Raw genomic sequence first — 23781 nt, forward strand, 5'->3', positions numbered from 1 at the left:
CCGGCTATAAGCCCTGTCGCCACCCGCGAGGGTGGTGTGGATTGAAATCGGGATCGCGGGAAAGAAACATAAAATAAAAAAGTCGCCACCCGCGAGGGTGGTGTGGATTGAAATCCAAAGGTCAAGGCCCCACGTGGCCGTATCCACAGTCGCCACCCGCGAGGGTGGTGTGGATTGAAATCTCTGGCTGGGCATCCATAAAATCCTCCCAGCCCCGTCGCCACCCGCGAGGGTGGTGTGGATTGAAATACGATCAGATGCGCGGGAATAGCGCCGAGTGGAGTCGCCACCCGCGAGGGTGGTGTGGATTGAAATCCGTCGCCTGGCACCCTCTGCATGGATACGGCGTGGGGGTCGCCACCCGCGAGGGTGGTGTGGATTGAAATTTGCGCAGGAGCCGGAGCTGTCCCACGCCCTGGTTGGTCGCCACCCGCGAGGGTGGTGTGGATTGAAATAAGGGGAGAAAGCGATGAAAGGTTACTATGACCTTGTCGCCACCCGCGAGGGTGGTGTGGATTGAAATGCCAGGGCTGCTGGAAAGAATACAGCGCGAAGTGTCGCCACCCGCGAGGGTGGTGTGGATTGAAATCGCACTTATCGCAAATGGGGGTTATATCGATTTTGTCGCCACCCGCGAGGGTGGTGTGGATTGAAATCTCCACGTGATCCGTATGCCGTAGTCGATATGCGTCGCCACCCGCGAGGGTGGTGTGGATTGAAATTTCTGACGGCTTTCCTCCCATCGGGCGTTTGCTCTGGTCGCCACCCGCGAGGGTGGTGTGGATTGAAATTGCGTGATAACATCCACAACTTACAACTAATCCGTCGCCACCCGCGAGGGTGGTGTGGATTGAAATAGGGCAACTGGCGATCTGCAGAAAGTCCAAAAGGGTCGCCACCCGCGAGGGTGGTGTGGATTGAAATTACCAGCGGCGAAGTCGGAGAAGCGTTGCGATTGGTCGCCACCCGCGAGGGTGGTGTGGATTGAAATTGAACATATCCATCGACGAGGCTCTGTTGCTATCTGTCGCCACCCGCGAGGGTGGTGTGGATTGAAATATCTTCATGGAGTGTCCAATCATAGCGCTTTGCGTCGCCACCCGCGAGGGTGGTGTGGATTGAAATCGCTCCGAGCCAGATTTTAAGAAATATGACCCTAAAGTCGCCACCCGCGAGGGTGGTGTGGATTGAAATCGTGGGATGTAATAGGTCTTCTCAATTTCGATCACGTCGCCACCCGCGAGGGTGGTGTGGGTTGAAATTGGCAATGGCTTTTCTTTGTTCAGTCAGCCGTCTACTGTAACTTAGTCACATCCTTTTCGCAACTTTTGGTATTAAAATAGGGATATCATTACGAGCAGCAGGAGGTTTTAAAATGAAGATTTGTATTGTAGGCGGTGTGGCCGGCGGTGCAAGCGCCGCGACGCGTTTACGAAGACTAAGCGAAGATGCCGACATCGTGTTGTTCGAAAAGGGAGATTATATTTCCTACGCAAACTGTGGGCTTCCCTATTATATTGGCGGCGCCATCCAAGAAAAGGATGCCCTTCTGGTTACAAAACCGGATCTGCTCCGCAACCGCTTCCGCATAGACGTCCGGACCGAAAATGAAGTGCTTGCGATCCATCGTGCAGAGAAAGAGCTGCAAGTCAAAAATTTGCGGACCGGAGAGGTCTATACCGAATCTTATGATAAGTTGATCCTCTCCCCAGGGGCCGAACCGAAACGTCCGCCTTTGCCGGGGATCGATCTCGACGGTGTCTTTACCCTGCGCACCGTAACCGATATGGAACGGATCGATGCCTATCTAAAAGGCCGCTCCGCTTCACGCGCCGTTGTGGTCGGAGGGGGATTCATCGGTGTGGAGATGGCGGAAAACCTTCAGAGGCGCGGTCTGGATGTGACCATCGTTGAATTTGCAGACCAAGTGGTGGCTTCCCTCGATCCGGAAATGGCACAAATATTACATAGGCATTTGACAGAACATGGCGTCTCTTTGCGGCTGAAAACTGGCCTGGCAGGAATCGCACAGGTGGATACCGGCCTGCAGGTGGAGTTATCGGACGGAAGCGCGATCGAAAGCGACCTCGTGCTTCTCTCGATCGGGGTTTCTCCGGAAAACAAGCTGGCAAAAGAGGCCGGATTGCATCTCGGCGTGGGCAACAGTATCGCTGTAAGCGCATCCTACCAAACGTCCGACCCGAACATTTATGCAGTTGGGGACGCCATCGGCGTGACGCATCTGGTCAGCGGAAAGGAAACGCTGGTCCCGCTGGCAGGTCCGGCCAACAAACAGGGGCGGCTCGCTGCAGAAAATGCGTTGGGCGGCCATCAAGCTGCACAGCCGGTGCAGGGAAGCTCGGTGTTGAAAGCGTTTGATTTGACGGCTGCCTCGACAGGTCTAAACGAAAAGCAGGCCAAGGCGCTCGGCCTTTCCTATCGCAAGACCTATATCCATCCGCAGTCCCACGCTTCATACTATCCCGGCGCAACGCCAATCTCTATGAAGATGCTGTTTGACGGCAACGGTGCCATTCTCGGTGCACAGGCGGTGGGATACGAGGGCGTAGAAAAGCGGATCGATGTGCTGGCAACCGCTATCCGCCTCCATGGCACCGTCTATGACCTGGAAGAATTGGAGCTCTGCTATGCACCGCCGTTTTCTTCCGCCAAGGACCCGGTCAATATGTTGGGCTTTACCGCGGCAAATATCCTCAAGGGCGATATGCCCGTCTATTATGCGGAGGATATCCCGGGCCTCTCTCCCGAAGGCACCACTCGCCTGGATGTGAGCACCCCGGCGGAATTCGGTATGAGCACCATCCCCGGTTATCAAAACATCCCGCTGGACGAACTGCGCGGCCGCCTATCGGAACTGGACCCGAATAAGCCGGTCTATGTCACGTGCCGTGTGGGGCTTCGCGGCTACCTTGCTACGCGTATCCTAAAGCAACATGGCTTTGACGCATATAATCTCAGCGGCGGCATGAAGACCTATCAGTTGGTCCGCGAAACGGAATCTTAAAGCTGAAATGGACTAAAAACACTTGGCGCTATACGAAAGGCCGCAAAAGATCCCCCTGTTTTCTCCTCTGGAAGCGGCTCTGACATTTTAAATTTAATAGACAGACAAAAGGAAAAGGGCTGCATCGTTCGATGATGCAGCCCTTTTAGAATTTTTCTGCAAAAGCGGTTACCCGTGCGGGACGAACCGCTTAAAAGATAAAGCTTATCCATCTTTCGTTTTAGATTTACGATACATCGTAACAATTGCGATCGAAAAAAGAATCATTGCAATATTTGCAACCATCATTCCCGCCCATGTCATCCTGGAAACAAACAAGGAGGACATGGCATTAAACATGGTATGAAATAGCACATACACAAACACATACCCTTTTCCTGCTATTTTATAGATTGCCCCTCTAAAAAAACTTAATGACATAACCTGTATATTGAACATCCAAAAGTCAATCAGCCCGTCACAGTGATTTGTTCCAGGAATAAAAAAGAGGGGGATGTGCCAAAAAATCCAAATAACCCCAACGAAAATGGAGGAAACAAGGAACCCATATCTTTTATCCAGTCCGGGCTGCAATACATACATCCAGCCAGTTTCTTCCAGGCCGCCGATAAAAAAATTCCCAGGCAAAGAAAGGAAAAACATATAAAACGGAAGCATCTTATCTGTGCCTGCTGCTACTGCCATATGTATACCAAAATACAGTGCAACGCCTGCAACTACAACCAGATAGACGAACCCATTATTTTTCCAATAAGAAACCGTTTTTAACCATTCCCGCAAACTTGCCACTTCGCCATTCTTTCTTAAAACGACAAACGAAGCAATCGCGGGAGACAAAATATAAATAGCAAAGGGGATATTCATTGCAAATTGTTGTAATGAGCCAACCAAGCCGTAAACTCTATATCCGAATTGGCCAAGCACAATCAACACGCTTGACACACCATAGGCAATACAAAAGGTCAAGGCAGTAAACGGTACGATCACTTTTTTGTCTGACACTTCCTATGCCACCTCACAAATCCATGCATTTGAGGAATAAATTTCTCGTTTAACCGCTTTTTGCTTTACGATTCATCGAGCGCATTCCTGATGGCGATATTCACGAGTTTGTAGATGCTCACGCCGTATTTTGCTTTCAGTTCCTCGAGCCCGGCGAGATTGCTCTCACGAATCAGAAGCGTATGCGTCACAGAAAAATCGTTGTCTGCCTTTTTATAGAGGGAAATCTTTTCGCTTTCGATCAAGTGCTCTAAAGAAGCATTTACTAAGTCGGTAATGGTGGCATCGTATACAGTGGAGAGTTGTTCCAAGCGTACATAGAGGCTGTCGTCTATTTCATAATTCCGCCGGTACTTCTTTTCGCGCTTATGAAACTTCTCGTCAAAATATCCCATATTTCCACTCTTTCATTGCTCAATACTTTTGTATCTAATTTTATAGGTATATAAAGCGTGGTTTAAGTGTATATAAAAACATATTAATATGGTATAATAGTCTTAATAAAAGATGTAAAAATATGTATAAGAAGTCTATATGTCCGGAGCATTCGCAGGACTCCGCAAGCGGGAAATCGATTGCTTTCTTATTTCATTGTGCCTTTTCCACGTCCCTAACGGAGGATTCCATCATAAACAAAGGAAAAGGACCTGTTCATTTTGAACAGGTCCTTTTCCTTTCCCATCGAGCTAGTTCTCAACAAGCCTAGTTCCATCAAATCATTTGATTTATTTTCTAAGGGATGCAGGCAACTGAGCCCCCAACATATTTTGCCACCACTTTCTGGATTGCAGCGCTTTGTTCAGCAGGGCAAACAGGCCGTACCCCATGACAGCACCCAGCACGTTCATGATCACATCGTCGATGTCCGCGGAACGTCCGGTGAAATATTGCAGCACCTCGATCAACACCGTGATGCCGAGAGCCGCCAGAAGCGTTTTCCAACAGGCGCGCAAACGCGGAAAGACCATCGGCAACAGCAGGCCAAATGGGACGAACATCAGGATATTCAGCACCAACTGGCTGGCCATCCGTTCCATGCCCATCTCATAGGGATGGCGCAGCCATTCAAAGGGCGCCAGGTTTAAGAAATAATAGGGCGGCATGAAATTGATTCCACCGATCAGCAGGGTTGCGTCAAACACTAGAATGGAAAAACAAATCAGTGCATACACCGTCAGGTGGCGCAGGGCGGAAAGATGGAGTTTTCTCTTCCACAGGAAGAAGGGGAAATACAACAGGGCTCCCAACACCAGTGAAAAGGGAATGCCCGTGATCAGCACGCCAAGAAACATTGGGAATCTCCTCCTTTATATGTAATATCTGTATTATTTTAAATAGTACAGTTAAGAGTATTACATATTTCTCGCACCCTGTCAAGTGGTAAATCCATGCAAAAACAAGCGGCAGGATTCCTGCCGCTTGTTTTTACGATATGGAAGATTTCCTCTTTCTTCGATGCCAAAGATAAGCCCCCACAAAAAGCGCACACAGCAGAAGCGGAAGCAATATCCCGATCCACTGGATGGAACCTATGGCCAAACTCCCTGTGACAAAAACCGCGGTCGGCCCATCCGCCCCTCCGATGATAGCGACATCCTCTGGGAATGCTGGTCCGCCTGCAAAAAGTGCCGACAAAACGGCTGGAAGCAACACTTCGCCCAAAACCTTCAAGAGGGCAATTGCACCAAACAAAATCCCCGCGATCAGAAGGAACCAATCCAACGGCGTCCTTTGGGGAAGCAATTGACCGGCAAAATTCTCGTGGAACTCCGCGGCTACTCTGTCCGGAGTCCCCATATCTTTTATAATCTGCTCCTGCGTTTCACCCGCCTCCATACGCGCTGTAAAATCGCTCAGCAAATCGTTTTTGATCCGTTTTTTAATTTTGCGCGGCAGCCGCAAGTTTCGCATCACCGCGCGGATATAAGCTTCCTTTGTCATGTTTCCCCATCCTCCCCTTGTAAAAAATGGTTGGCTACCCTGTCAAATTTGCGCCAAAGCTCCAGCAGCTCTACAAGGGCCTCCTCCCCTTTCGGCGTACAGCGGTAATATTTTTTTGCAACGCTCTTGTCTTCGGGGATACTCCACTCCGAGACAACCAGGCCGTCGTCCTCCAGGCGGTATAAAATCGGGTATAGAGTCCCTTCCTTAATGCGGAATAGGCCCCCGCTTTCCTGGTCAAGACGTTGCAAAAGCTGGTAGCCATAGGCGCGCCCCTGGCTCAAAAGCTTGAGGACAACGATTTCCAGCACGCCGCGTTTGAGCTGCCGTTCATACCTTGTATCCATGTCCTTTCTCCTATTTAAATTACTTAGTATTACTAAATATTATTATATGTAAACTTCCGGATTTGTCAAGCCATTCTTTAAGAATCCCCCATCTGTACGTTGCTACCCGTTTACCGAATGTTCTATAACCTGCTGTGTGCGTTTAGAGGGGCGAACATCACATATGCCACTTTCCAACAATACGCCATCTTACCGCTACTAAGCGCAAATGGTCTATGATTTTTATGGCGGTAAACGACCTAGCAACCTCCTGATATGGTATAATAAAGCAATCAAACCATTGAGGTGACCATCATGCCAAGATTTTTTATCGATTATATTCCAGAGGAGCGCGCCATTCTGACCGGGCCCGACGCCCATCACATCGCCAAATCCCTGCGGATGCGGCCGGGCGAACCGCTCATCCTCTGCGACAGCATCGGCACGGATTACAACTGCGAAATCGAGCAGATCGACGGGGAAACCGTGACCGTAAAAGTGCTGAATTTCTGCCGCAGTGTTAGCGAACCCTCTGTCTTTGTCACGCTTTATCAGGCTTTTCCCAAGGCGGATAAAATGGATGCGGTCGTCCAGAAGTCCGTCGAATTGGGGGTATCGCGCATTGTCCCCATGCTGTCGGAGCGCTGCGTCTCCCGGCCGGACGAGAAGGCCGTCAAAAAGAAAGCCGACCGCTGGCAAAAGATCGCCGAGGAAGCGGCCAAACAAAGCGGGCGCGGCGTGATTCCGCAGGTCGCTCCGTCCCTGCCCTTCCGCGCCGCCATCCAAGAAGCCGAAAAAGCGGGGGAAATCCTATTCTTTTATGAGGGCGGCGGCGAGCATATCTCCGCACTTGTTGGGCCGAAGACGCAGAAGCTCTCCCTCTTCATTGGACCGGAGGGTGGATTTGCTGAGGCAGAGGTCCGTTTTGCCCAGGAGCACGGCGCAAAAATCGCAACGCTTGGCCCCCGCATTTTGCGCACGGAAACCGCCCCCATCGCAGCGTTGGCGGCGATCATGCTCGCCACGGATAATCTATAAGGAAAGGGGCACATACTATGAGGACAGCTCTTGTGACCGGCGCTTCGCGCGGGATCGGTGCAGCTATTGCGCGCGGGTTGGCTGCGGACGGCTACCGCATTGCCGTCAACTATCATAGCCGCGAAGCCGATGCCAAGGCGCTTTGCCGGGAATTGCAGCAAATTGCCGGCCTTCCGCACATCCTTGTGCGCGCGGACGTCTCGGACCGCTCCCAGGTAGAATCCATGTTCCACACCATTGGTGAAGTGGATGTGCTTGTCAATAACGCAGGGATTGCACAGCAAAAGCTGTTCACCGACCTGACGGAGGCGGATTGGGACCGCATGTTTGATGTGGATGTCAAAGGCGTTTTCCATTGCTGCCAGTTGGCGCTCCCACATATGATCCATCAGAAGAGCGGGGCGATTGTGAATATCTCTTCGATGTGGGGGCAGGTGGGCGCATCCTGCGAAGTACATTATTCCGCCGCCAAAGCTGCTGTGATCGGCTTCACGAAGGCCCTTGCAAAGGAACTGGGGCCGTCCCACATCCGGGTCAATTGTATCGCTCCGGGCGTGATCGACACGGAGATGAACGCCCTGTTGGGCGCAGAGACCCTGGAAGCCCTTCGGGAGGAAACGCCTCTGGAACTGCTCGGCTCCCCCATCCACATTGCGGACGCCGTCCGGTTTCTCGTCTCCGACCGCGCATCATTCATTACCGGCCAGGTCCTGGGCGTGAACGGCGGCATGATTATTTAAAAGGAAAAGCGGCGTATAGACGTATCAATAAAATGCATCCAGCTTCTTTGAAAACGTCTCCGGACTGCTTCACGCTCAGAAGCGTTCTTGAAAATACGCATATTTGTTATAGGCTTTTTCAAAGACATTACGGATTGAAACCCCAGCTTACAATTGTGTCATTTCTATTGCGATTTTTTTAAAATTCCTTATAATGAATGCAGACAACTTTTTTGAAACGGTATGCATTTTTTCAAGAAACAAAAGGGAGAATTCCTATGAAATATATGTTGATACGCGTATGCGCAATGATGTTAGCGGTATGCCTCTGTTTGTCCACAGGCGGATGCACCAATCAGGAGGCTCCTTCTTCTGGTACCATCTCCTCTTCCCAGAGCTCCTCCTCCAATTCAGGCTCCCAACCCGATCTCGTTGGGTCTTCGCAGGCACCGCTTCCGGAGGCGCAACCGACCATATCCGCGCCAACGATCTCCATTGAGAACCAAACCGAGGGGAACATCCAGCGGAAAATCGTCACACCGCACTTCTCCGGATTTCCCGGTGCGGACGAGCTCAACGCAAAAATTGTGGCGGAGCAACAGGATGCCATGGCAGACCTGGAGGAAACCGCAGCGGGAAACGGCGGCGCGGGACAGGCGTCCACACTGTTCTACCAGAGTGTATTCGACTACCAGGACAGCGGGCTGCTATCGGTCTGGCTGACCAATGAAACCTACACCGGCGGCGCGCATGGGATGAGCTGGGTTAGTTCTTATAATGTAAACCCGGAGACCGGCGAATTCTACGAGTTCCGCGATCTCTTCCGGAATCCGGAAGAAGCGATCCCGGAAATCACGGATAAAATCCTTTCCCATTTGAAGAACATCTTAACGGATGAATCGCTCTATGAAACCGCATCAGAGGCCGTGCGGGCGTTGGATGGCAATTATTCGTACTACCTCGACGGCGAAAATCTGGTCGTCTATTTTCAGCCATACGACGTGGCCCCCTATGCCCTTGGGATCGTCCGTGTGCCGGTTGCCCTCTCTTCCCTGCCCGATATGACGGTCGCCCTCCGCGCAGCATCGGCGCGCAGGACCATCCGGGTAAATGGGCGGGACACCAGCTTGAACCGCAACATGATGATGGGTTCCGGAGGCGATACAGCAGTGCTCCTTCCCGTCCCAGAAACGGCGCGCCTCTGTGGGCTCCAAGCCACGGTAAAGAACCAAGCCTGCCAGATTGGTGGAAAGGAATACCCGGTCACCTATGCCAACGGGGGCGCTTTTATGACCTTATCGGATTTTCTCGCCATCGCGCCGGACGATTCCAACCATCTGGTTGCCTACGGATCGGACGATGTCCTGCGCATTTATACAGCCGAAACGTAACGTTTCTATAAAAGAAGAGGCCGGAACCGCATGGGTTCCGGCCTCTTCCGATTTTTAGAATTGGATCTTTTTCAAAATGTAATGCACCAGGTCGTCGATCTTCACACGCTCCTGCTCCATGCTGTCGCGGTCACGGACAGTAACGCAGCCGTCCGTCTCGCTGTCAAAGTCATAGGTGATGCAGTACGGCGTGCCAATCTCATCCTGCCGGCGATACCGCTTGCCAATGGAACCGGCGTCGTCGTAATCCACCATAAAGTGCTTGGTCAGGCGGTTGTAGACCTCCTGCGCCTTATCGTTCAGCTTTTTGGAGAGGGGCAACACAGCAGCCTTGAACGGCGCGAGCGCCGGATGTAGGTGCATGACTACGCGGGTGTCCTTCTTTTCTGCATCGACCACCTCTTCGTCGTATGCGTCGCAGAGGAAGGCCAAAGTCACACGGTCCGCGCCGAGGGACGGCTCCACCACATAGGGGATGTAGCGCTCGTTGGCCTCCTGGTCGAAATATTCCAGGCTCTTGCCGGAGTGCTCCTGATGCTGCTTGAGGTCGTAGTCCGTGCGGTCTGCAATGCCCCAGAGCTCGCCCCAGCCGAACGGGAACAGGTACTCGATGTCCGTGGTGGCTTTGGAATAGAAGGAAAGCTCCTCTTTGGCGTGGTCGCGCAGGCGCATGTTCTCCTCCGTCATGCCGAGGGACAGCAGCCAGTCGCGGCAGAAGCCGCGCCAGTATTCGAACCATTCCAGATCGGTGCCCGGCTTGCAGAAGAATTCGCATTCCATCTGCTCAAATTCACGGATACGGAAGATAAAGTTGCCCGGCGTGATCTCATTGCGGAAGCTCTTTCCCACCTGGCATACGCCGAAGGGGACCTTTTTACGCGTGGTGCGCTGGATGTTGTTGAAGTTTACGAAGATGCCCTGGGCAGTTTCCGGGCGGAGATAGAGTTCATTTTTCGCATCCTCCGTCACACCCTGGAACGTCTTAAACATCAGGTTGAACTGGCGGATGTCCGTAAAGTTGGAGGAACCGCAGTTCGGGCATTTGATGTCGTGCTCTTTGATGAAATCCATCATCTGCTGGTTGCTCCAACCGTCCGCCGGTTCCCCGGTGAAGTCCTCGATCAATTTATCGGCACGATGGCGCGTTTTGCAATCGCGGCAGTCCATCAGCGGGTCGGAGAAGCCGCCCACATGGCCGGAAGCCACCCAGACCTCCGGGTTCATCAGGATTGCGGCGTCCAAACCGACGTTGGTGGGGCTTTCCTGGACAAACTTCTTCCACCAAGCCCTTTTCACATTGTTCTTAAACTCCACACCGAGCGGGCCGTAATCCCAGGAATTGGATAGGCCACCGTAGATTTCAGAACCCGGGTAGACAAAGCCGCGGCTTTTGCAAAGCGCTACAATTTTTTCCATGGTCTTTTCCGTTGCTAACATGTAAAATCCTCCATTGGCCGGGGCGCTGGCTGCGCTCCGTTGATGATATTGGGGAAATGCGCTCTACTGCGGGCGTTTGAAAATAAACAGTTTGCTGAACACATAATTGAGAACAATTACAATGACATTCATGAGGACTTTTGCCAGCCAGTCGTTCCAGGTGAGAACGTCCACCAGCAGCCACATGCCTGCGGTATCCACCGCGAGGGAAAACAGGCGCGCACCCACAAAGGAGACCAGCTCCCGCAGCACCAACTTGGCCGCAAAACTTTTGCTTCGGAACACAAAGACCTTATTGGTGAGGAAGGCGAACGCGACAGAGAGCACCCACGCGAGCGTATTGGCCGTCAGCAACTGCCATTGCAGGACATCCCGCAGCAGCCCAAAGGAAAGGATATTGACCGCCGTGGTCAGGATGCCGAACAAAATGTACAGAAGCATCTCTGGGGCAGTCAAGAACCGCCAAATTTTTTTCAGCTTTTCCACATGAATCCCATCCTTTTCGTATGTTTATAGTTTATCATTCTATCCGCCGGCTTGCAAGGCAGATTTTTGCTTTCATACTTTTCAGATGCTGTCCAAAGAACCCCCTCTTCACAGCTAAGGCTGTGAAGAGGGGGTATCCTTTTTCTATCAGATCTGGAGGTTTTTTATAAAGTGAACGGTTTTCCAAACGGATAAGCAACAGCGCTCATGCCGCTCACCTCTAAAAGCTTCCATTTTGTCCAGAGGCTTTGGCTTCTTTTACCTTCTTCCATCCATCTATGTACTTTTCTTTCGCTTGAAGGTAACGAATATCCAATTTTCGAATGATTACAAAGCAAAGGATTGTTGTGATCACAATGACAGCCATACGGAACAAATTTGCGGCATCCAGCATCTTCGAAAAATCGATTCGTATCATTGCCAATAGAGAACAGCAAGCCGTAATCCCATAATATAAGTATGCGTCAATAGATGCCTTTCCCTTGGAAAACAGCTTGTCATAGTGGTATAAATTCGTCTCCCATTGAAAAGCCTTGCCCTCTAAGAATACGATCAAATAGGCTGCAATCCTACACATTCCCAATAATTTATCTATAATGATTTTATAGGCCGGGAGGATAATGCAAAGCGGCAAAAGGAACAGCAATGGTTCCTTTTGACTAAATGCAATCGTCACCAAAGCGATCGTCACCGTGTACATGACATTCCGGTAACTCTCCGCAGCGCTGTTATTTTTCATGATTTCTTCCCTTAAAAAGAGATATTCCTCTTTTCGTTCCATTTTTTCTATCTCCCTGCACGGGCTTTTCGCTCTTTTTACGGCCATAAGGCTACTCTGCTTCCAAGCAGACCCCTTATCTTCTTTATAGGGCGGTTTTCCAAAAGGCAGCCATAAGAGAGAAAAACCTCTCTCTGCAAAATTCACCAAACCCGCACACGGCTGGGGATACCTTCTTACATCTTCTGGTTTTCTGGCAACCCCTTGTGCTTCCCAGGAAAAACGTTTATCCTGCCGTGCTGCTGGACGTACTGCTTTCTTCCGTCGGCTGGGTCCCTTCCGAAGAGGCGGCGTCCTCACCGGTTGCCGAACCTTCCCCGGCCTCCTCCGGGATGGCGTCCGTCCCCTGCGCGCTCTGCGTCCCGGGGATTTCTGCAACTGCCGCCCCTTGGCGTACCAATGCGCTGACGGCGGCTTGCAGCTGCGCATCATCGGTATGGGCTAGTTCATCGCGCGCCAGCAAGTCCATCTGCTCCTCGGTCAAGGTGGCGGATATATCTGCGGCAATCCCTACGCCGTTGAACACGGTCCCTCCCGGCGTCAAATAATTCGCCACGGAAAGCGTAATCGCAGAACCGTCCGAAAGGGGGATGACCTCGTCCTTTGTGCCATATCCCGCCGTCGGTTGTCCGACAACCAGGCCCTTTTTGAATTCCTTTATATCCGCAGCAAAAATTTCTGCTGCGCCAAAGGTGGTCTCATTTGCAATGACGCTGATCGGAAGCGCAATCTCGTTGGATTTCGATGTATATTCCACCGTCGTCTGCCCATTCTTATCCTGCGTGGTCACCAGGTTGCCCGCCGGCAACAGGGTGTCCAGCATGGACGCCATCGCCTCCACGCTGCCACCGGAATTGTTCCGCAAGTCAATTACCAAACCCGCTACTTTCTGCTTATTGAGCGAGGAAAGGGCGGAATTGAATTGCTCGACGCTGCTGTCGTTGAATTCAGAGATTTTGATGTATCCCACATTCCCGTTGATCACGGACGAAGTAATGCTCTGCTTGGTGTATTCCGCCCTGGTAACGGTGATTTCCAGATACTCCCCCTGCGGTTCCGTCCCAGACGAGTCTGTGCCGTCCGCAACAGTATTCTCGCTCTCCGCAGCGGCTTCTGTAGGCTGGGCTGCGCGGTAAATCCCCAGGGTGACGGTCGTTCCGGCTGTCCCGTCCAGGCGGTTGAGCGCGTCGCCATACGTAATCCGGACAATCTCGCGGCCGTCCATCGAGACGATGGTATCGCCCTTTCGGATGCCGCTCTGCTCCGCGGGGGAATTCGGCATCACCTGGATGACTTCCATGTTGCCGTCCTCGTCCATGACTGTTTTAATCCCAACGCCGGTGTTTTTCCCCGCCGTGCCGGTCTGATAGGTCTTATACCGTTCCGCGGACATGTACTGGGCCTGTAAATCGCCCAACCCCGCAATATATCCCGCGCAAATGCCATCGGTCAACTGCGTTTCGTTAATCTCACCGACGTAGTCCTGCCGCGCCTTTTGGTCGATCTCACTGAGCTTTGTGTACATCGCCTGCCGCTCGTTGACGTCGGCCACCTTTTCATTGAAGCTGTTCATCGCGTATACGTATGTCAGGGATACGGTGACCGCCGCTGTGATCCCAGCAACAGCAACTGCCGCCCCCAGAGATATTTTCTTACCCATCACATATCATTCCTTACTATGCAGGTATTTCCATCTTTCCGCCCCGCATCCATATTCCAAGAACCCTTTCATCCCTGAAAAAGATTCCGGCGGAGCCTGTTCATGTGTCCCCGGCCTTTTTTACTATCATACCGGATTTCGTTTTCTTTTTATACGGCCAAATGTAAATTTTCTGTCAATCCTACCCGTTTTTGGCCCTTTCCAGCCATATATTGCCCGCTCCAACGGTCCCATCCGCTGTTAACCATTGCCGGTCAACCTGCGGAAAACCAATTGAATGGGTTCTGCCGGACGCCGTCGACGCGCACTTCAAAATGCAGATGCGGGCCTGTAGAATCGCCTGTACTGCCCACATAGGCGATGGTCTGGCCCCGTTCCACCTGCTGGCCCGTGCTCACTGCCAAGCTGCTGGCGTGTGCATATAGGGTGGAGTAGCCGCCGCCGTGGTCGATCATCACAAAGTTGCCATAGCTGTTGTCCCAGCCCGCTTTTACTACCTTTCCGCTGTTCGCCGCCACAATCGGCGCCCCATCAATGCTGTTTCCATTGGTGCGGTTGATGTCGATCGCCTTGTGGTCGCTGCTGTAGCCGCAGGAAATGTGGGTATATCCCGGCACTGGCCAAGTAAACTGCCCGCCCACGTATTCCAGAGGGGCGTCGTTCACAACCGGTGGCGCGGAGGATTCCTGCTCGGGTTCTTCCACCGGCTGTGTGGAACTTTCGCTTTCCTCTTGGTTTTGCTGCGCCTGTTCCTGCTGTTTCCGCTGCTCTTCCTCCTGCTGGCGTTTGAGCTCCTCCTGTTGGCGCTTCTGCTCCGCATAATAATCGGCCCACCACTGGTCGATCCGGTCGCCGGCCTCATTTTCTCTCCGGCGGATCTCCTCTTCCTCCATGGAGAGCGCGTCGCTCTCCGCCAGGATACCCTGTTCCTGATTGGCAATGCCGTCCAAAACATTCTGCGCTTCGCTCTGCAACGCCCCCAATTCGGTGCGCTTTTGATCCAAGGTGCTCTTCGCTTCGGTGAGATCGGCCCGGTTCTGCTCAATCTCCGCTTTCTCCGCCGCAATCCCCTGCATCTCTTCCTTGAGTCCATTGATCAATGCGATGTCATGCTCCGTAATGCTGCGGAGCAAATAGGTCTTATTGGCCAGATCCATTACATTTTGGGAACTTAGGAGGATCTGTAGGGTACTGGCTTCCCCTGTCTTATAGATTGCGCACAAGCGCTTTTTCAATTCATCAAAGGTCGTATTGACTTCCTGCTGCTTGCCGGAAAGTTGTGCCGTCTTCTCCTGGATGCTGGTGTCCAGTGTTGAAACTTGCTGGTTTAAAACATTGATCTGGCTCTGGACATTCTGCATCTGGCTGTCCAGGGTTGCCTTATATTCCTGCTGCTTTGACTTATCCGCGCGCAGTTGGTCCAGCTTTGCTTTCGTCGCTTCCTGCTGTTGCTCTAATTTCTCACGCTGCTGCTCCAGCTCCTGCTGTTCCTGCTGGAGTGCATCCAGATCCCCCTCGGAAACGGCCGCGTCAGCGCACCGAAGCGACGTGGTAGAGGAGCACAGCACAGCTACCGCCGCCAGAACCGCGGCCACGCGCCGGATTTTTTTTGACTGCTTCATGGATTCCCTCCTTTGCACAACCCCTTTTATCCGATTTGAAACAGGCATGTCCCGCCGGAAATCCCATCCGCCGCAGGGCCTGCCACCCGCAAGCAACGACGGATCTGCGGACGCCGCTGCGGGCGCCCCTTCCCAAAAGGACATGCCTGTCTAAAATGCGCTTCTAATTAAGAGAACCAATTGAACGGGTTCTTCCGCACGCCGTTGACACGAATCTCAAAATGCAGATGCGGCCCCGTCGAATTCCCGGTGCTGCCAACATAGGCGATGGTCTGCCCGCGGCTCACGGTTTGCCCTTTGCTGACCGCCAGGCTGCTCGCATGGGCGTATAAGGTCGAATATCCACCGCCGTGGTCGATCATCACATAGTTGCCATAGCTGTAATGCCAGCCTGCCACAACCACTGTACCGCCGTTTGCCGCCACGATCGGCGCGCCGGAAATGCTCTTTCCGTTGGTCCGGTTGATGTCGATGGCCTTATGGCCGCTGCTGTAACCGCAGGAAATGTGCGTATAGCCCGGCACCGGCCAGGTGAACTGCCCGCCTACATAGCTCTCTGGCGCCGTGGTGTTGCTGCTTCCGCCGCTATTCCCACCGCTGCTTCCACTGTTCTGGGAGGCATAATAATCCGCCCACCATTGGTCGATTTCCGCGGCAGCCTGTGCCTCTTCCTGCTCAATCCTTCTCTGTTCCGCAGCAAGGCTGTCGCTCTCCGACTGCATCGACTGCTCGTTTGCGGTCAGCTCATCCAGCACGCGCTGGGCCTCGCTTTCCAACGTACCTAATTCGTTGCGCTTGTTATCGAGCTCCGTCTTCGCTGCGGCGACCTCTTGGCGGTTCTGCTCGATCTCCGCCTTTTCGTCTGCAATGGACTGCAACTCTTCTTTGAGCGTATTGATCAATTCTGTGTCATGCTCGGTGATTACCTGCAAGAGATGGGTCTTATTGGCAAGATCCATCACATTCTCGGAATTCAAAAGGATCTGTAAGTTGCTCGCTTCGCCCGTCTTATACAGGGCACAGAGGCGTTCCTTTAGCTGCTCATAGTTAAAGTCAATGTCGGCCTGCTTGTCGGCAATCTGCTCTGTTTTTTCCGTAATGTTTTGATCCAGTGTGGAAATTTGCTCGTTCAGCACCGTGATCTGGCTTTGAAGATTTTCCATCTGCTGATCCAGTGTATTTTTGTATTCCAGCTGTTTTTCTTTATCCGCCTTCAAACTGGCCAGCTTCTGGTCGGTTGCCGCCTGCTGCTTGGCCAACTCCTGCTTCTGCTGCTGCAAGTCCTTTTGCTTCTGTTGCAGATCGGAAAGCTGGTCGGACGAGGCTGCATCCACATGCAGCTGGATCGCGCCCGGCGCGCAGAATACGGAAAACGCCAATACCAATGCCACAAACCCCTTGAGCCATCTCTTCTTACAGGCCACCTAAATCTCCTCCTTCTTTCTTCAGGTATTTACCGAGCGTAATCAGGCCGCCCAGGGCGCCAAACAAGGCGCCGGCCAACATAAAGATCAGAGTAATGCGCCAAGTGATGGGCCCGATGTCCACCGGCGAAAACAAGGGGATCGACGCAATGGAGGACACCAGCTTGTTATAGACGAGCACCAGCAACCCGCTGGCCACCCCGCCGGACAGGAGGCCGATAATCACGCCTTCCACGATAAAGGGGACCCGGACAAACCAGTTTGTCGCACCCACGGATTTCATAATGCTGATTTCCAACCGCCGTGAGAACATCGTCACACGGATCGTATTGGAAATGATAAACAGGGAAACAAGGCTCAAAATCAGGACAATCCAAAAGCCTACGGAGGTCACTAGGTTGTCCAAGCTGGTGAGCTGCTCCGCGATGTCGGAATAATCGATGATCTCGTCCACGCCATTGATCGCTTCAATCTGCGCCGCCGTCTCATCATACAGATTCAGGTCCTTCATCGAGATGCGGAACGCATCCGGCAGGAAATTTTCATCCCCCAAAAGGCCCTCCAATACGGTGCCGTCGTCGCCCAGCATATCCAACATATTTTGCACAGCGTCCTGCTTTGAGACAAATTCACATTCTTCAATATTGTCCAGCTGCTTGATCTCCTGCCCCACCCGGAGGCTGGTCAAGGTGGGCAGCCCTTCTTGAAGGTAGACCGTCGTGGAGTTGTTCCCCTCCAGCGACTTCATCGCCACATCCACATTCATGGAAAAGAGCACCGCCGCGCCCGTCAACAGCAGGCAGGAAACCAGCACGCCAACGGAGGCGAAACTCATGGTCCGGTTGCTCCAAATATTCTTAACGCCCTCTTTCAGCAAGTACCCCAAGCTGGAAAGCCGGGAACCGGACCGTTTCTTTTGGGTACGTACCGTTTTAATCTTGCGCATCTGGTTCCACCTCCATCGAAGCTGTATCGGCCACGATCCGGCCGTCATGAATCTCTACCACACGCTTATGGAAGTGCTTGACCAAAGAGTGCTCATGCGTCACCATGAGGATGGTGGTCCCCCTCCGGTTGATCTCGCTGAGCAGGTCGACAATTTCAAACGAGAGCGCCGGGTCGATATTCCCGGTGGGCTCGTCTGCGATGATGAGCTTCGGGTTGTTGACCAGCGCACGCGCAAGCCCAACACGCTGCTGCTCGCCGCCAGAGAGTTCGTTCGGGCGGCATTTCTGCTTATCCTGCAAATTTAGCAGGCTCAATATGTAGGGCACGCGCTTTTTGATTTCGCTCTGTGTGGCCCCGATCACATGCATAGCGAAGGCCACGTTTTCATAGACCGTCATGTTATCGATCAAACGGAAATCCTGGAAAACGATGCCCATCATGCGCCGGAGATACGGGATCTCCCGCTTTTTTAGGCTGGTAATATGGGTGCCGTTGACGATAATATCGCCCTCATTGGGCGTTTCCTCACACATAATCAATTTCAAGAACGTACTCTTTCCGGCGCCGGAAGAGCCTACGATAAATACAAACTCCCCGTCTGCAACGGTCAAATTCACATTTTGCAGTGCATGTGTCCCGTTGCTATATGTCTTGCTCACATTTTTAAATTCAATCATTTTCTCTCTCCCAAAGCCCTGCGGTGCATAAAAACCGCGCCAAGGGCGCAGATCCCCCTTGGACCATAAAAGACCGGTTATCAAAACGCCGTGCGGTTTTCAAAGCACACGATGGTTTCTATCTCGAAACGGGATGTTCCATCCCCGCGTAATTACCATATTTGCCCAGCCGGTGCGGCTGTAAGCCGTTTCAACAGGCCGTTTTCTATACACAGAACAGCACCCACCGGCATGTTTACATAATACCAATGGGTGCTGCATTTATTGTTTTTAAAAAGAAATAATTTGTAATATTTTTGTAATTTTTTAAGCTTCCGACAACCTCCGGCAAAAATCCCTCTATTAGAACTTGACCGGATTCGAAGAAAGGTACTTTTTGACCATCAGCGCCACTTTAAAGACGATTGCGTCCTCGAACTCGCGCAGGTCCAAACCGGTGATCTTCTTGATCTTCTCCAAGCGGTACACCAGCGTATTGCGGTGTACAAACAGCTTACGGGACGTCTCCGAGACATTCAGGTTGTTCTCAAAGAAGCGCTGGATGGTAAACAACGTCTCGTGGTCCAGGGACTCGATCGAGCCGCGCTTAAAGACCTCTTTGAGGAACATTTCGCACAGGGTCGTCGGCAACTGATAGATCAGACGCGCAATGCCCAGATTGTCATAGCTGACGATGGCGCGCTCCGTATCGAACACCTTGCCGACCTCCAAAGCAACCTGCGCCTCTTTAAAGGAACGGGCCAAATCCTTGATGCCAACTACAATGGTGCCGATGCCGACCACGCAATGCGTATAAAATTCGCTGGAGAGGGTATCCACAATGGAACCGGCCAGCTTTTCCAAGTCCTTCGGTTCAATGCCCGCCCGGATCTCCTTGACCAACGCAATGTCCGTCTCGTTGATGTTGATGATAAAATCCTTGCTCTTATCCGGGAAGAGGTTCTGGATCACATCGTAAGCGGAAATATCGGACTTGTTTGTAATCTTAATCAACATGCAGACCCGGCTGACGTCGGAATTAAAGCGCAGTTCCCGCGCTTTCAGATAAATATCGCCGGGAAGGATATTGTCCAAGATCACGTTTTTAATAAAGTTGCTGCGGTCATACTTTTCATCGTAGTATTGTTTGATGCTGCTCAAAGAGATGGCAAGCAGCGATGCATACCGGCTGGCTTCCGGGTCTGAACCGGAGACAAACACCGCATATTCCGGCCGCGGCCTGCTGCCAAAGGATTTGTAGGTGTAACCATTCACCACAAAGGTTCCCGGAGCTGCCAAGACATCGGCGGTAATGCTGTCGTTGACCTCGCCGATCCGCCCCAGCTCGCTGCAGGCAATAATGACGGACGTCTCGTCGATCACACCGATTGTGCGGTCAATAGCGTCCCTCATCTGGTGAATAACCCCTTGAAATAGTCTGTTTGACATGCTGCTCCCTCACTTTATCTATATTTGCTAATCTTGATGGTGGATTCTATAAAAAGGCTACATATATTTTACATAAAAGCAGCACACATTTCAACTATATATCACAAAATAAAAAATTTTTTTGTGGAAATTGCCGCGTAATTTACAATTTGTTCATATTTCAGAGGGCTATTTTTCTAGCTGAGCTTTCCCAAGCCACAGAAAGCCTGTTCAACGCCAAATCGTATGCTCTGTATCGCTGTCGAAAAGCTTTATTTTCTCCATATCAAAGGCGATTTGGATCTGTTCGCCGCTCTGCCGCATCGCATCTGCGTCAACCCCTGCTGTGATGGAATGTCCGCTGCACGTCAGATAGAGATAGGATTCCCCGCCAACGGACTCCATAACCTCGACTTCTGCATTTACAACGCCCTTTTCCATTTTTTCCACAAAGGCGGGATCGTCATGGACATCCTTTGGGCGCACCCCCAGGACAACGTTCTTGCCCACATAGCTCTTCAAAACGCCGGTTTCATCCCAGCCTTGCGGCATACGCACGGCACTCTTTCCGAACGTGAACGTATAATCCGAACCGTCCGCGCCCACCTTGACATTGAGGAAATTCATCGGAGGATTGCCAAGGAAGCCCGCCACAAACTGGTTGGCCGGGGACGCATAGAGTTCTTCCGGCGCACCTGCCTGCTGGATAAAGCCTTCCTTCATTACGGCAATCCGGTCCCCTAAAGCCACCGCTTCGGCTTGATCCTTCGTTGCATAAAGGATGGTGATCCCCAACCGCTTATGAAGTTCGCGAAGCTCCTTCCCCATTTGCGCGCGCAGTTTTTCGTCCAAATGGACAAATGGCTCATCCAAAAGGAGGACCTTATGCCCTTGCACCATGGCCCGGGCCAGCATTACCATCTGCTGTTGCATGGAAGTAAGCGCGCCCGGCTTCCGGTCCAGCAACGGATCGATCTGCAACAAGCCGGCAACCTCCTGCACATGCCGTTCCACCTCTGCCTCCGGCATCCGGTGCATTTTTAGGCGGAACGCTAAGTTCTCCTTGACCGTTAACTCCGGATAGAGAACGTGGTTCGGCAGGACCATCGCGATGTCCCGTTGCTGCGGAAAAAGCTGATTCACCACCACGCCGCCGATATAGATATCCCCTTCGGTTGGCGTTTCCAGGCCGGCAATGAGCCGAAACAAAGTGGACTTTCCGGAGCCTTCCGGACCCGCCACAACCAGGAATTCCCCTTCGGCCGCTTCCAATGTGCAATCCCGCACCGCTACCACTCCATTGTGGAACGTCTTACAAACATGCCTCAATGATATGTTCGCCATATTACAAATCCTCCAAAAAGCGAGTCTTTTCCTTGTATTCCGTCAAGAACCCTGTTTCCCTCTGCAACGATGAAAAACAAGCGTCCCGTCCCTATGTCAAAAAACGGGGCTAGTCCTTATCATATCAGATGCCCCCCTATTTGAACAGGCGATTTTTACCCAAAAATGCAACAACACCTTTATGAAAATCCGCTAAAAGACAAATGCTTTCTTAAAGCGCTACAGAATCTTTCGCACGAAAGATCTTGTCCCGTTCTTCCGGGCAGAGCGGACGCGCCTGCCCGGGGGCCAACGCAGGGTCCAGTTCCAGCGCGCCGATACGCAGGCGTTTGAGGTGCAACACGGTCTTTCCAACCGCGTGGAACATGCGCTTGACCTGATGGAACTTGCCCTCGCAGATCTGCACCTGCACCCGCGTAGCATCCAACAGCCGGAGCTCCGCGGGCAGGCATATGCGGTCGCTCAATTCGATTCCAGCGGCAAAGGCTTTGACGTCTTCCTGGGTGGCCGGAAGGTCCAGTTCCGCCTCGTAAAGCTTATAGACGTGGCTCTTTGGCGCCAGCATCCGATGGGCGAAATCCCCGTCGTCCGTAATCAATAGCAGCCCTTCTGTATCGCGGTCCAACCGCCCTGCCGGGAAAAGTCCGCGGCGTTTCAACTCCGGGGGCAAAAGATCCAACACGGTCTCCTGGCGTGCGTCCCGCGCCGCCGAGAGCACCCCTGCGGGCTTATTCATCATAATATAGGAATACCGCTGGAAATGGAGCGCTTGTCCCCCCACGGTGATGACGTCTTGCTCCGGGTCCACCTTGCTGTCCGCTTGGCGCACCACCTGCCCATTGACGGTTACCACACCGCGCCGGATCAGCGCGCCGGATTCCTTCCGGCTCCCGATATTCTGCGAAGCCAATACCTTGTCCAACCGTTCCTTTGGCATGTTTTCACATCCATCCAAATTTGATTCCTCTATTATATCGGTTTTCCCCCGCGAATACAATCGTTCTTTCCGCAAAGAGCAAAATCCTCCCGCTGGCCAAACGCACGAACATGGCACGATGCCGCGAACGTTTTGCGGCATCGTGCTATGCCTTTCCCTCAGTCCGTCGGCCAGGCATTCGCGGGAATCTCCGAAGAGGAGACGGGAGCTGCCTCGGACACAACCGGCACCTGGGACGAAACCGGGGCCCCGGAAGAGACCGCGCTCTCCGGAAGGGCGGAGTTCCCGGCAGAGGAAGCCGTGCCCGCATTCCCACTGCCCAGCGCGTCAAATGGGAGCATAAAACCATCCAATTCCGTGGAACAGATGTCGCCGCCGACCACGCGGTCCTCATAGACCAGCAGATTGGCATGGACCGGGGTTTCGGCTGGATAATTGGTCACCTCGTAAACCCATTGACGGCAGACCTTTCCCGCCAGCGGTTCCAAATCAAACCCCTGTTGCTTTTGCAGGGCATTGTATTGGAGGTACACCTCGTCAAATGGGTCTGGGATGGCCACATCCCGGATCTCCAAAGGTTCCGCCTCCACCTGCCAGCCGAACTGCGCTAAAAAGGCAACGCGCTCGTCGTTGTTGGATGCCACACAGCTGTACCCCTTGGCGTTTCCAGAATCCGCTGTGGCATTCCATTTTCCAAAAGCCAAAAATACCGTTACGACTACCAAAAGCACCGCCAGCGCTACAATTCCCCATTTCTTCTTTCCCGCTTTTATGGAACATACAAACATAACGGATCCCTCCCCGCGGCGGCCGCCGCTTTTTCATCTCTAATGAATATGCGCCAGCACAGGGAAACATGCCTTTCCTGCGCTGAGGAAGACAGCAGTAAGAAAAAGCACCCACCCCGGCAGTTTGCCGGAGCGGGTGCTCGGGGGAAGTTGAAGATCTAAGAAAGAAGATATTTGCAAGATTTCAAATCGATAGAAAACGATTTTAGCTTAATAAACACAGGGGATCTTATTCAACAATGTCGAACTGGAAGGTGATGTTGCCCCAATAGGTGCCGGTCACCGGGATGATCTTGGACGGAATGACTCTGTAGCGGTACTCGCCGTCCTCATCAAAGGACATCACTTCTTTATTGAGTTCGCTGACAAAGTGGGATGTACCGTCCTTATAGAAGCCCTGCACCTCATACGGCACATAGTTGTGGCCGCGATAGAGCGCGAAATCCGGGCAGTCATCCGGCATACCGGACTTGCGGGTGCTGGTAATCGAGAGCACAATCTTGCCGCCGTTCAAATTCGAGATGCCTTCCGCCTTGAACGTGGAGGTTGTGCCGCCCTTGACGAGCTGTACGCCCATCGGGATGGTGATGGTATAGGTCGGCTCCGCCACAGCGTCGTATTCCAGTTCTACGCTGGCTTTGCCATTGGTAAAGGAATCCTGATCGAAAATGACACTGCCGGGGTTCACGTCTTTTGCCGCTGCAAATGCGGAGGTCGTCATACCGGCCGCCATCATCGCTGCCAAGCAAAACGCCATTGCTTTTTTCATAATTTGTTCCTCCATTATTGTAGAAATCTCTATCTAAATGCCCCTGTAAAGGGATCAGAATA

General features: G+C 52.4%; 22 protein-coding genes and 1 CRISPR repeat array (1 of these 23 only partly in view). Of the genes, 4 read left to right on the top strand and 18 right to left on the bottom strand.

Annotated features, from left to right (window positions below; translation table 11 throughout):
- A CRISPR array of direct repeats spans positions 1-1262; the repeat unit is 33 nt; unit sequence GTCGCCACCCGCGAGGGTGGTGTGGATTGAAAT; it begins 1668 nt to the left of the window's first position.
- A 113-nt stretch (positions 1263-1375) separates the two neighbouring features.
- Positions 1376-3025 (top strand): FAD-dependent oxidoreductase, encoded by a 1650-nt coding sequence (locus tag I2G69_RS05400; RefSeq protein WP_195560373.1) that lies wholly within the window; start codon positions 1376-1378, stop codon positions 3023-3025.
- Positions 3026-3229: 204 nt separating this feature from the next.
- Here I2G69_RS05400 and I2G69_RS05405 read toward each other — a convergent pair whose 3' ends face one another.
- The 5 genes from I2G69_RS05405 to I2G69_RS05425 form a co-directional block, all read right to left on the bottom strand.
- Entirely contained in the window at positions 3230-4027 is a 798-nt protein-coding gene (locus I2G69_RS05405; protein ID WP_195560374.1) for a CPBP family glutamic-type intramembrane protease, read from the bottom strand.
- A 65-nt stretch (positions 4028-4092) separates the two neighbouring features.
- Positions 4093-4422: a hypothetical protein gene (locus I2G69_RS05410; RefSeq protein WP_087234297.1), complete on the bottom strand. Its 330-nt coding sequence runs from the start codon at positions 4420-4422 to the stop codon at positions 4093-4095.
- Positions 4423-4752: 330 nt separating this feature from the next.
- Entirely contained in the window at positions 4753-5319 is a 567-nt protein-coding gene (locus tag I2G69_RS05415) for a VanZ family protein (RefSeq protein ID WP_191395912.1), read from the bottom strand.
- 133 nt (positions 5320-5452) lie between these two features.
- Complete coding sequence (locus I2G69_RS05420; RefSeq protein WP_191362961.1) at positions 5453-5968, bottom strand: HAAS signaling domain-containing protein; 516 nt, start codon at positions 5966-5968, stop codon at positions 5453-5455.
- Positions 5965-6315, bottom strand: coding sequence for a PadR family transcriptional regulator (locus I2G69_RS05425; RefSeq protein WP_191362960.1), 351 nt, complete (start codon positions 6313-6315; stop codon positions 5965-5967). Before I2G69_RS05425 ends, I2G69_RS05420 begins: the two co-directional genes overlap by 4 nt.
- Positions 6316-6609: 294 nt before the next feature.
- Between I2G69_RS05425 and I2G69_RS05430 the strand changes: the two genes are divergently transcribed.
- The 3 genes from I2G69_RS05430 to I2G69_RS05440 all read left to right on the top strand — a co-directional run bounded on the left by I2G69_RS05430 (position 6610) and on the right by I2G69_RS05440 (position 9442).
- Positions 6610-7332 (top strand): 16S rRNA (uracil(1498)-N(3))-methyltransferase, encoded by a 723-nt coding sequence (locus tag I2G69_RS05430; protein ID WP_191362959.1) that lies wholly within the window; start codon positions 6610-6612, stop codon positions 7330-7332.
- 17 nt (positions 7333-7349) lie between these two features.
- Positions 7350-8072: an elongation factor P 5-aminopentanone reductase gene (gene ymfI, locus I2G69_RS05435; protein WP_191448809.1), complete on the top strand. Its 723-nt coding sequence runs from the start codon at positions 7350-7352 to the stop codon at positions 8070-8072.
- Between the two features lie 257 nt (positions 8073-8329).
- A complete protein-coding gene (locus tag I2G69_RS05440; protein ID WP_172749719.1) occupies positions 8330-9442 on the top strand; it encodes a DUF3298 and DUF4163 domain-containing protein in 1113 nt (370 codons plus the stop codon).
- A 54-nt stretch (positions 9443-9496) separates the two neighbouring features.
- On the opposite strand, the gene I2G69_RS05445 is transcribed toward I2G69_RS05440, so the two are convergent.
- The 13 genes from I2G69_RS05445 to I2G69_RS05505 form a co-directional block, all read right to left on the bottom strand.
- A complete protein-coding gene (locus I2G69_RS05445) occupies positions 9497-10879 on the bottom strand; it encodes a glycine--tRNA ligase (RefSeq protein WP_087234311.1) in 1383 nt (460 codons plus the stop codon).
- A 63-nt stretch (positions 10880-10942) separates the two neighbouring features.
- The gene (locus I2G69_RS05450; RefSeq protein ID WP_087234313.1) at positions 10943-11365 is read right to left on the bottom strand and encodes a GtrA family protein; all 423 of its coding nucleotides are present in this window, start codon (positions 11363-11365) and stop codon (positions 10943-10945) included.
- 220 nt (positions 11366-11585) lie between these two features.
- The gene (locus I2G69_RS05455) at positions 11586-12293 is read right to left on the bottom strand and encodes a hypothetical protein (protein WP_195560375.1); all 708 of its coding nucleotides are present in this window, start codon (positions 12291-12293) and stop codon (positions 11586-11588) included.
- 76 nt (positions 12294-12369) lie between these two features.
- On the bottom strand, positions 12370-13803 hold the full coding sequence (locus I2G69_RS05460) for a S41 family peptidase (RefSeq protein WP_191362956.1): 1434 nt from the start codon (positions 13801-13803) through the stop codon (positions 12370-12372).
- A gap of 254 nt (positions 13804-14057) precedes the next feature.
- A complete protein-coding gene (locus tag I2G69_RS05465) occupies positions 14058-15425 on the bottom strand; it encodes a murein hydrolase activator EnvC family protein (RefSeq protein ID WP_191441433.1) in 1368 nt (455 codons plus the stop codon).
- A gap of 167 nt (positions 15426-15592) precedes the next feature.
- Complete coding sequence (locus I2G69_RS05470; RefSeq protein ID WP_172749721.1) at positions 15593-16849, bottom strand: murein hydrolase activator EnvC family protein; 1257 nt, start codon at positions 16847-16849, stop codon at positions 15593-15595.
- The gene (gene ftsX, locus I2G69_RS05475) at positions 16839-17795 is read right to left on the bottom strand and encodes a permease-like cell division protein FtsX (RefSeq protein WP_191362954.1); all 957 of its coding nucleotides are present in this window, start codon (positions 17793-17795) and stop codon (positions 16839-16841) included. The genes I2G69_RS05470 and ftsX overlap by 11 nt, the downstream gene beginning before the upstream one ends.
- Positions 17782-18474: a cell division ATP-binding protein FtsE gene (ftsE, locus tag I2G69_RS05480; RefSeq protein WP_087234321.1), complete on the bottom strand. Its 693-nt coding sequence runs from the start codon at positions 18472-18474 to the stop codon at positions 17782-17784. Before ftsE ends, ftsX begins: the two co-directional genes overlap by 14 nt.
- A gap of 342 nt (positions 18475-18816) precedes the next feature.
- The gene (locus I2G69_RS05485) at positions 18817-19902 is read right to left on the bottom strand and encodes a PucR family transcriptional regulator (RefSeq protein ID WP_087234323.1); all 1086 of its coding nucleotides are present in this window, start codon (positions 19900-19902) and stop codon (positions 18817-18819) included.
- Between the two features lie 210 nt (positions 19903-20112).
- Positions 20113-21225 carry an ABC transporter ATP-binding protein gene (locus tag I2G69_RS05490; RefSeq protein ID WP_191395920.1) on the bottom strand — a complete coding sequence of 371 codons (1113 nt, stop codon included), beginning with the start codon at positions 21223-21225 and terminating at the stop codon, positions 20113-20115.
- Between the two features lie 211 nt (positions 21226-21436).
- Entirely contained in the window at positions 21437-22162 is a 726-nt protein-coding gene (locus I2G69_RS05495; protein ID WP_195560376.1) for a pseudouridine synthase, read from the bottom strand.
- Between the two features lie 158 nt (positions 22163-22320).
- The gene (locus tag I2G69_RS05500; RefSeq protein ID WP_195560377.1) at positions 22321-22950 is read right to left on the bottom strand and encodes a DUF4830 domain-containing protein; all 630 of its coding nucleotides are present in this window, start codon (positions 22948-22950) and stop codon (positions 22321-22323) included.
- A gap of 229 nt (positions 22951-23179) precedes the next feature.
- Complete coding sequence (locus tag I2G69_RS05505) at positions 23180-23719, bottom strand: hypothetical protein (protein ID WP_195560378.1); 540 nt, start codon at positions 23717-23719, stop codon at positions 23180-23182.
- Positions 23720-23781: the final 62 nt, after the last annotated feature.

Origin of the sequence: Anaeromassilibacillus sp. D41t1_190614_C2 (assembly GCF_015558525.1) — a bacterium.
In the GTDB taxonomy this organism is placed as follows: Bacteria; Bacillota; Clostridia; order Oscillospirales; family Acutalibacteraceae; genus Anaeromassilibacillus; species Anaeromassilibacillus stercoravium.

What these genes read in the sequence shown, in the direction of transcription:
- I2G69_RS05400 (WP_195560373.1), top strand. Translation starts at nt 1,376, where the DNA reads ATGAAGATTTGTATTGTAGGCGGTGTGGCCGGCGGTGCAAGCGCCGCG.
- I2G69_RS05410 (WP_087234297.1), bottom strand. Translation starts at nt 4,422, where the DNA reads ATGGGATATTTTGACGAGAAGTTTCATAAGCGCGAAAAGAAGTACCGG.
- I2G69_RS05415 (WP_191395912.1), bottom strand. Translation starts at nt 5,319, where the DNA reads ATGTTTCTTGGCGTGCTGATCACGGGCATTCCCTTTTCACTGGTGTTG.
- I2G69_RS05420 (WP_191362961.1), bottom strand. Translation starts at nt 5,968, where the DNA reads ATGACAAAGGAAGCTTATATCCGCGCGGTGATGCGAAACTTGCGGCTG.
- I2G69_RS05425 (WP_191362960.1), bottom strand. Translation starts at nt 6,315, where the DNA reads ATGGATACAAGGTATGAACGGCAGCTCAAACGCGGCGTGCTGGAAATC.
- I2G69_RS05430 (WP_191362959.1), top strand. Translation starts at nt 6,610, where the DNA reads ATGCCAAGATTTTTTATCGATTATATTCCAGAGGAGCGCGCCATTCTG.
- ymfI (WP_191448809.1), top strand. Translation starts at nt 7,350, where the DNA reads ATGAGGACAGCTCTTGTGACCGGCGCTTCGCGCGGGATCGGTGCAGCT.
- I2G69_RS05440 (WP_172749719.1), top strand. Translation starts at nt 8,330, where the DNA reads ATGAAATATATGTTGATACGCGTATGCGCAATGATGTTAGCGGTATGC.
- I2G69_RS05445 (WP_087234311.1), bottom strand. Translation starts at nt 10,879, where the DNA reads ATGTTAGCAACGGAAAAGACCATGGAAAAAATTGTAGCGCTTTGCAAA.
- I2G69_RS05460 (WP_191362956.1), bottom strand. Translation starts at nt 13,803, where the DNA reads ATGGGTAAGAAAATATCTCTGGGGGCGGCAGTTGCTGTTGCTGGGATC.
- I2G69_RS05465 (WP_191441433.1), bottom strand. Translation starts at nt 15,425, where the DNA reads ATGAAGCAGTCAAAAAAAATCCGGCGCGTGGCCGCGGTTCTGGCGGCG.
- ftsX (WP_191362954.1), bottom strand. Translation starts at nt 17,795, where the DNA reads ATGCGCAAGATTAAAACGGTACGTACCCAAAAGAAACGGTCCGGTTCC.
- ftsE (WP_087234321.1), bottom strand. Translation starts at nt 18,474, where the DNA reads ATGATTGAATTTAAAAATGTGAGCAAGACATATAGCAACGGGACACAT.
- I2G69_RS05485 (WP_087234323.1), bottom strand. Translation starts at nt 19,902, where the DNA reads ATGTCAAACAGACTATTTCAAGGGGTTATTCACCAGATGAGGGACGCT.
- I2G69_RS05490 (WP_191395920.1), bottom strand. Translation starts at nt 21,225, where the DNA reads ATGGCGAACATATCATTGAGGCATGTTTGTAAGACGTTCCACAATGGA.
- I2G69_RS05495 (WP_195560376.1), bottom strand. Translation starts at nt 22,162, where the DNA reads ATGCCAAAGGAACGGTTGGACAAGGTATTGGCTTCGCAGAATATCGGG.
- I2G69_RS05500 (WP_195560377.1), bottom strand. Translation starts at nt 22,950, where the DNA reads ATGTTTGTATGTTCCATAAAAGCGGGAAAGAAGAAATGGGGAATTGTA.
- I2G69_RS05505 (WP_195560378.1), bottom strand. Translation starts at nt 23,719, where the DNA reads ATGAAAAAAGCAATGGCGTTTTGCTTGGCAGCGATGATGGCGGCCGGT.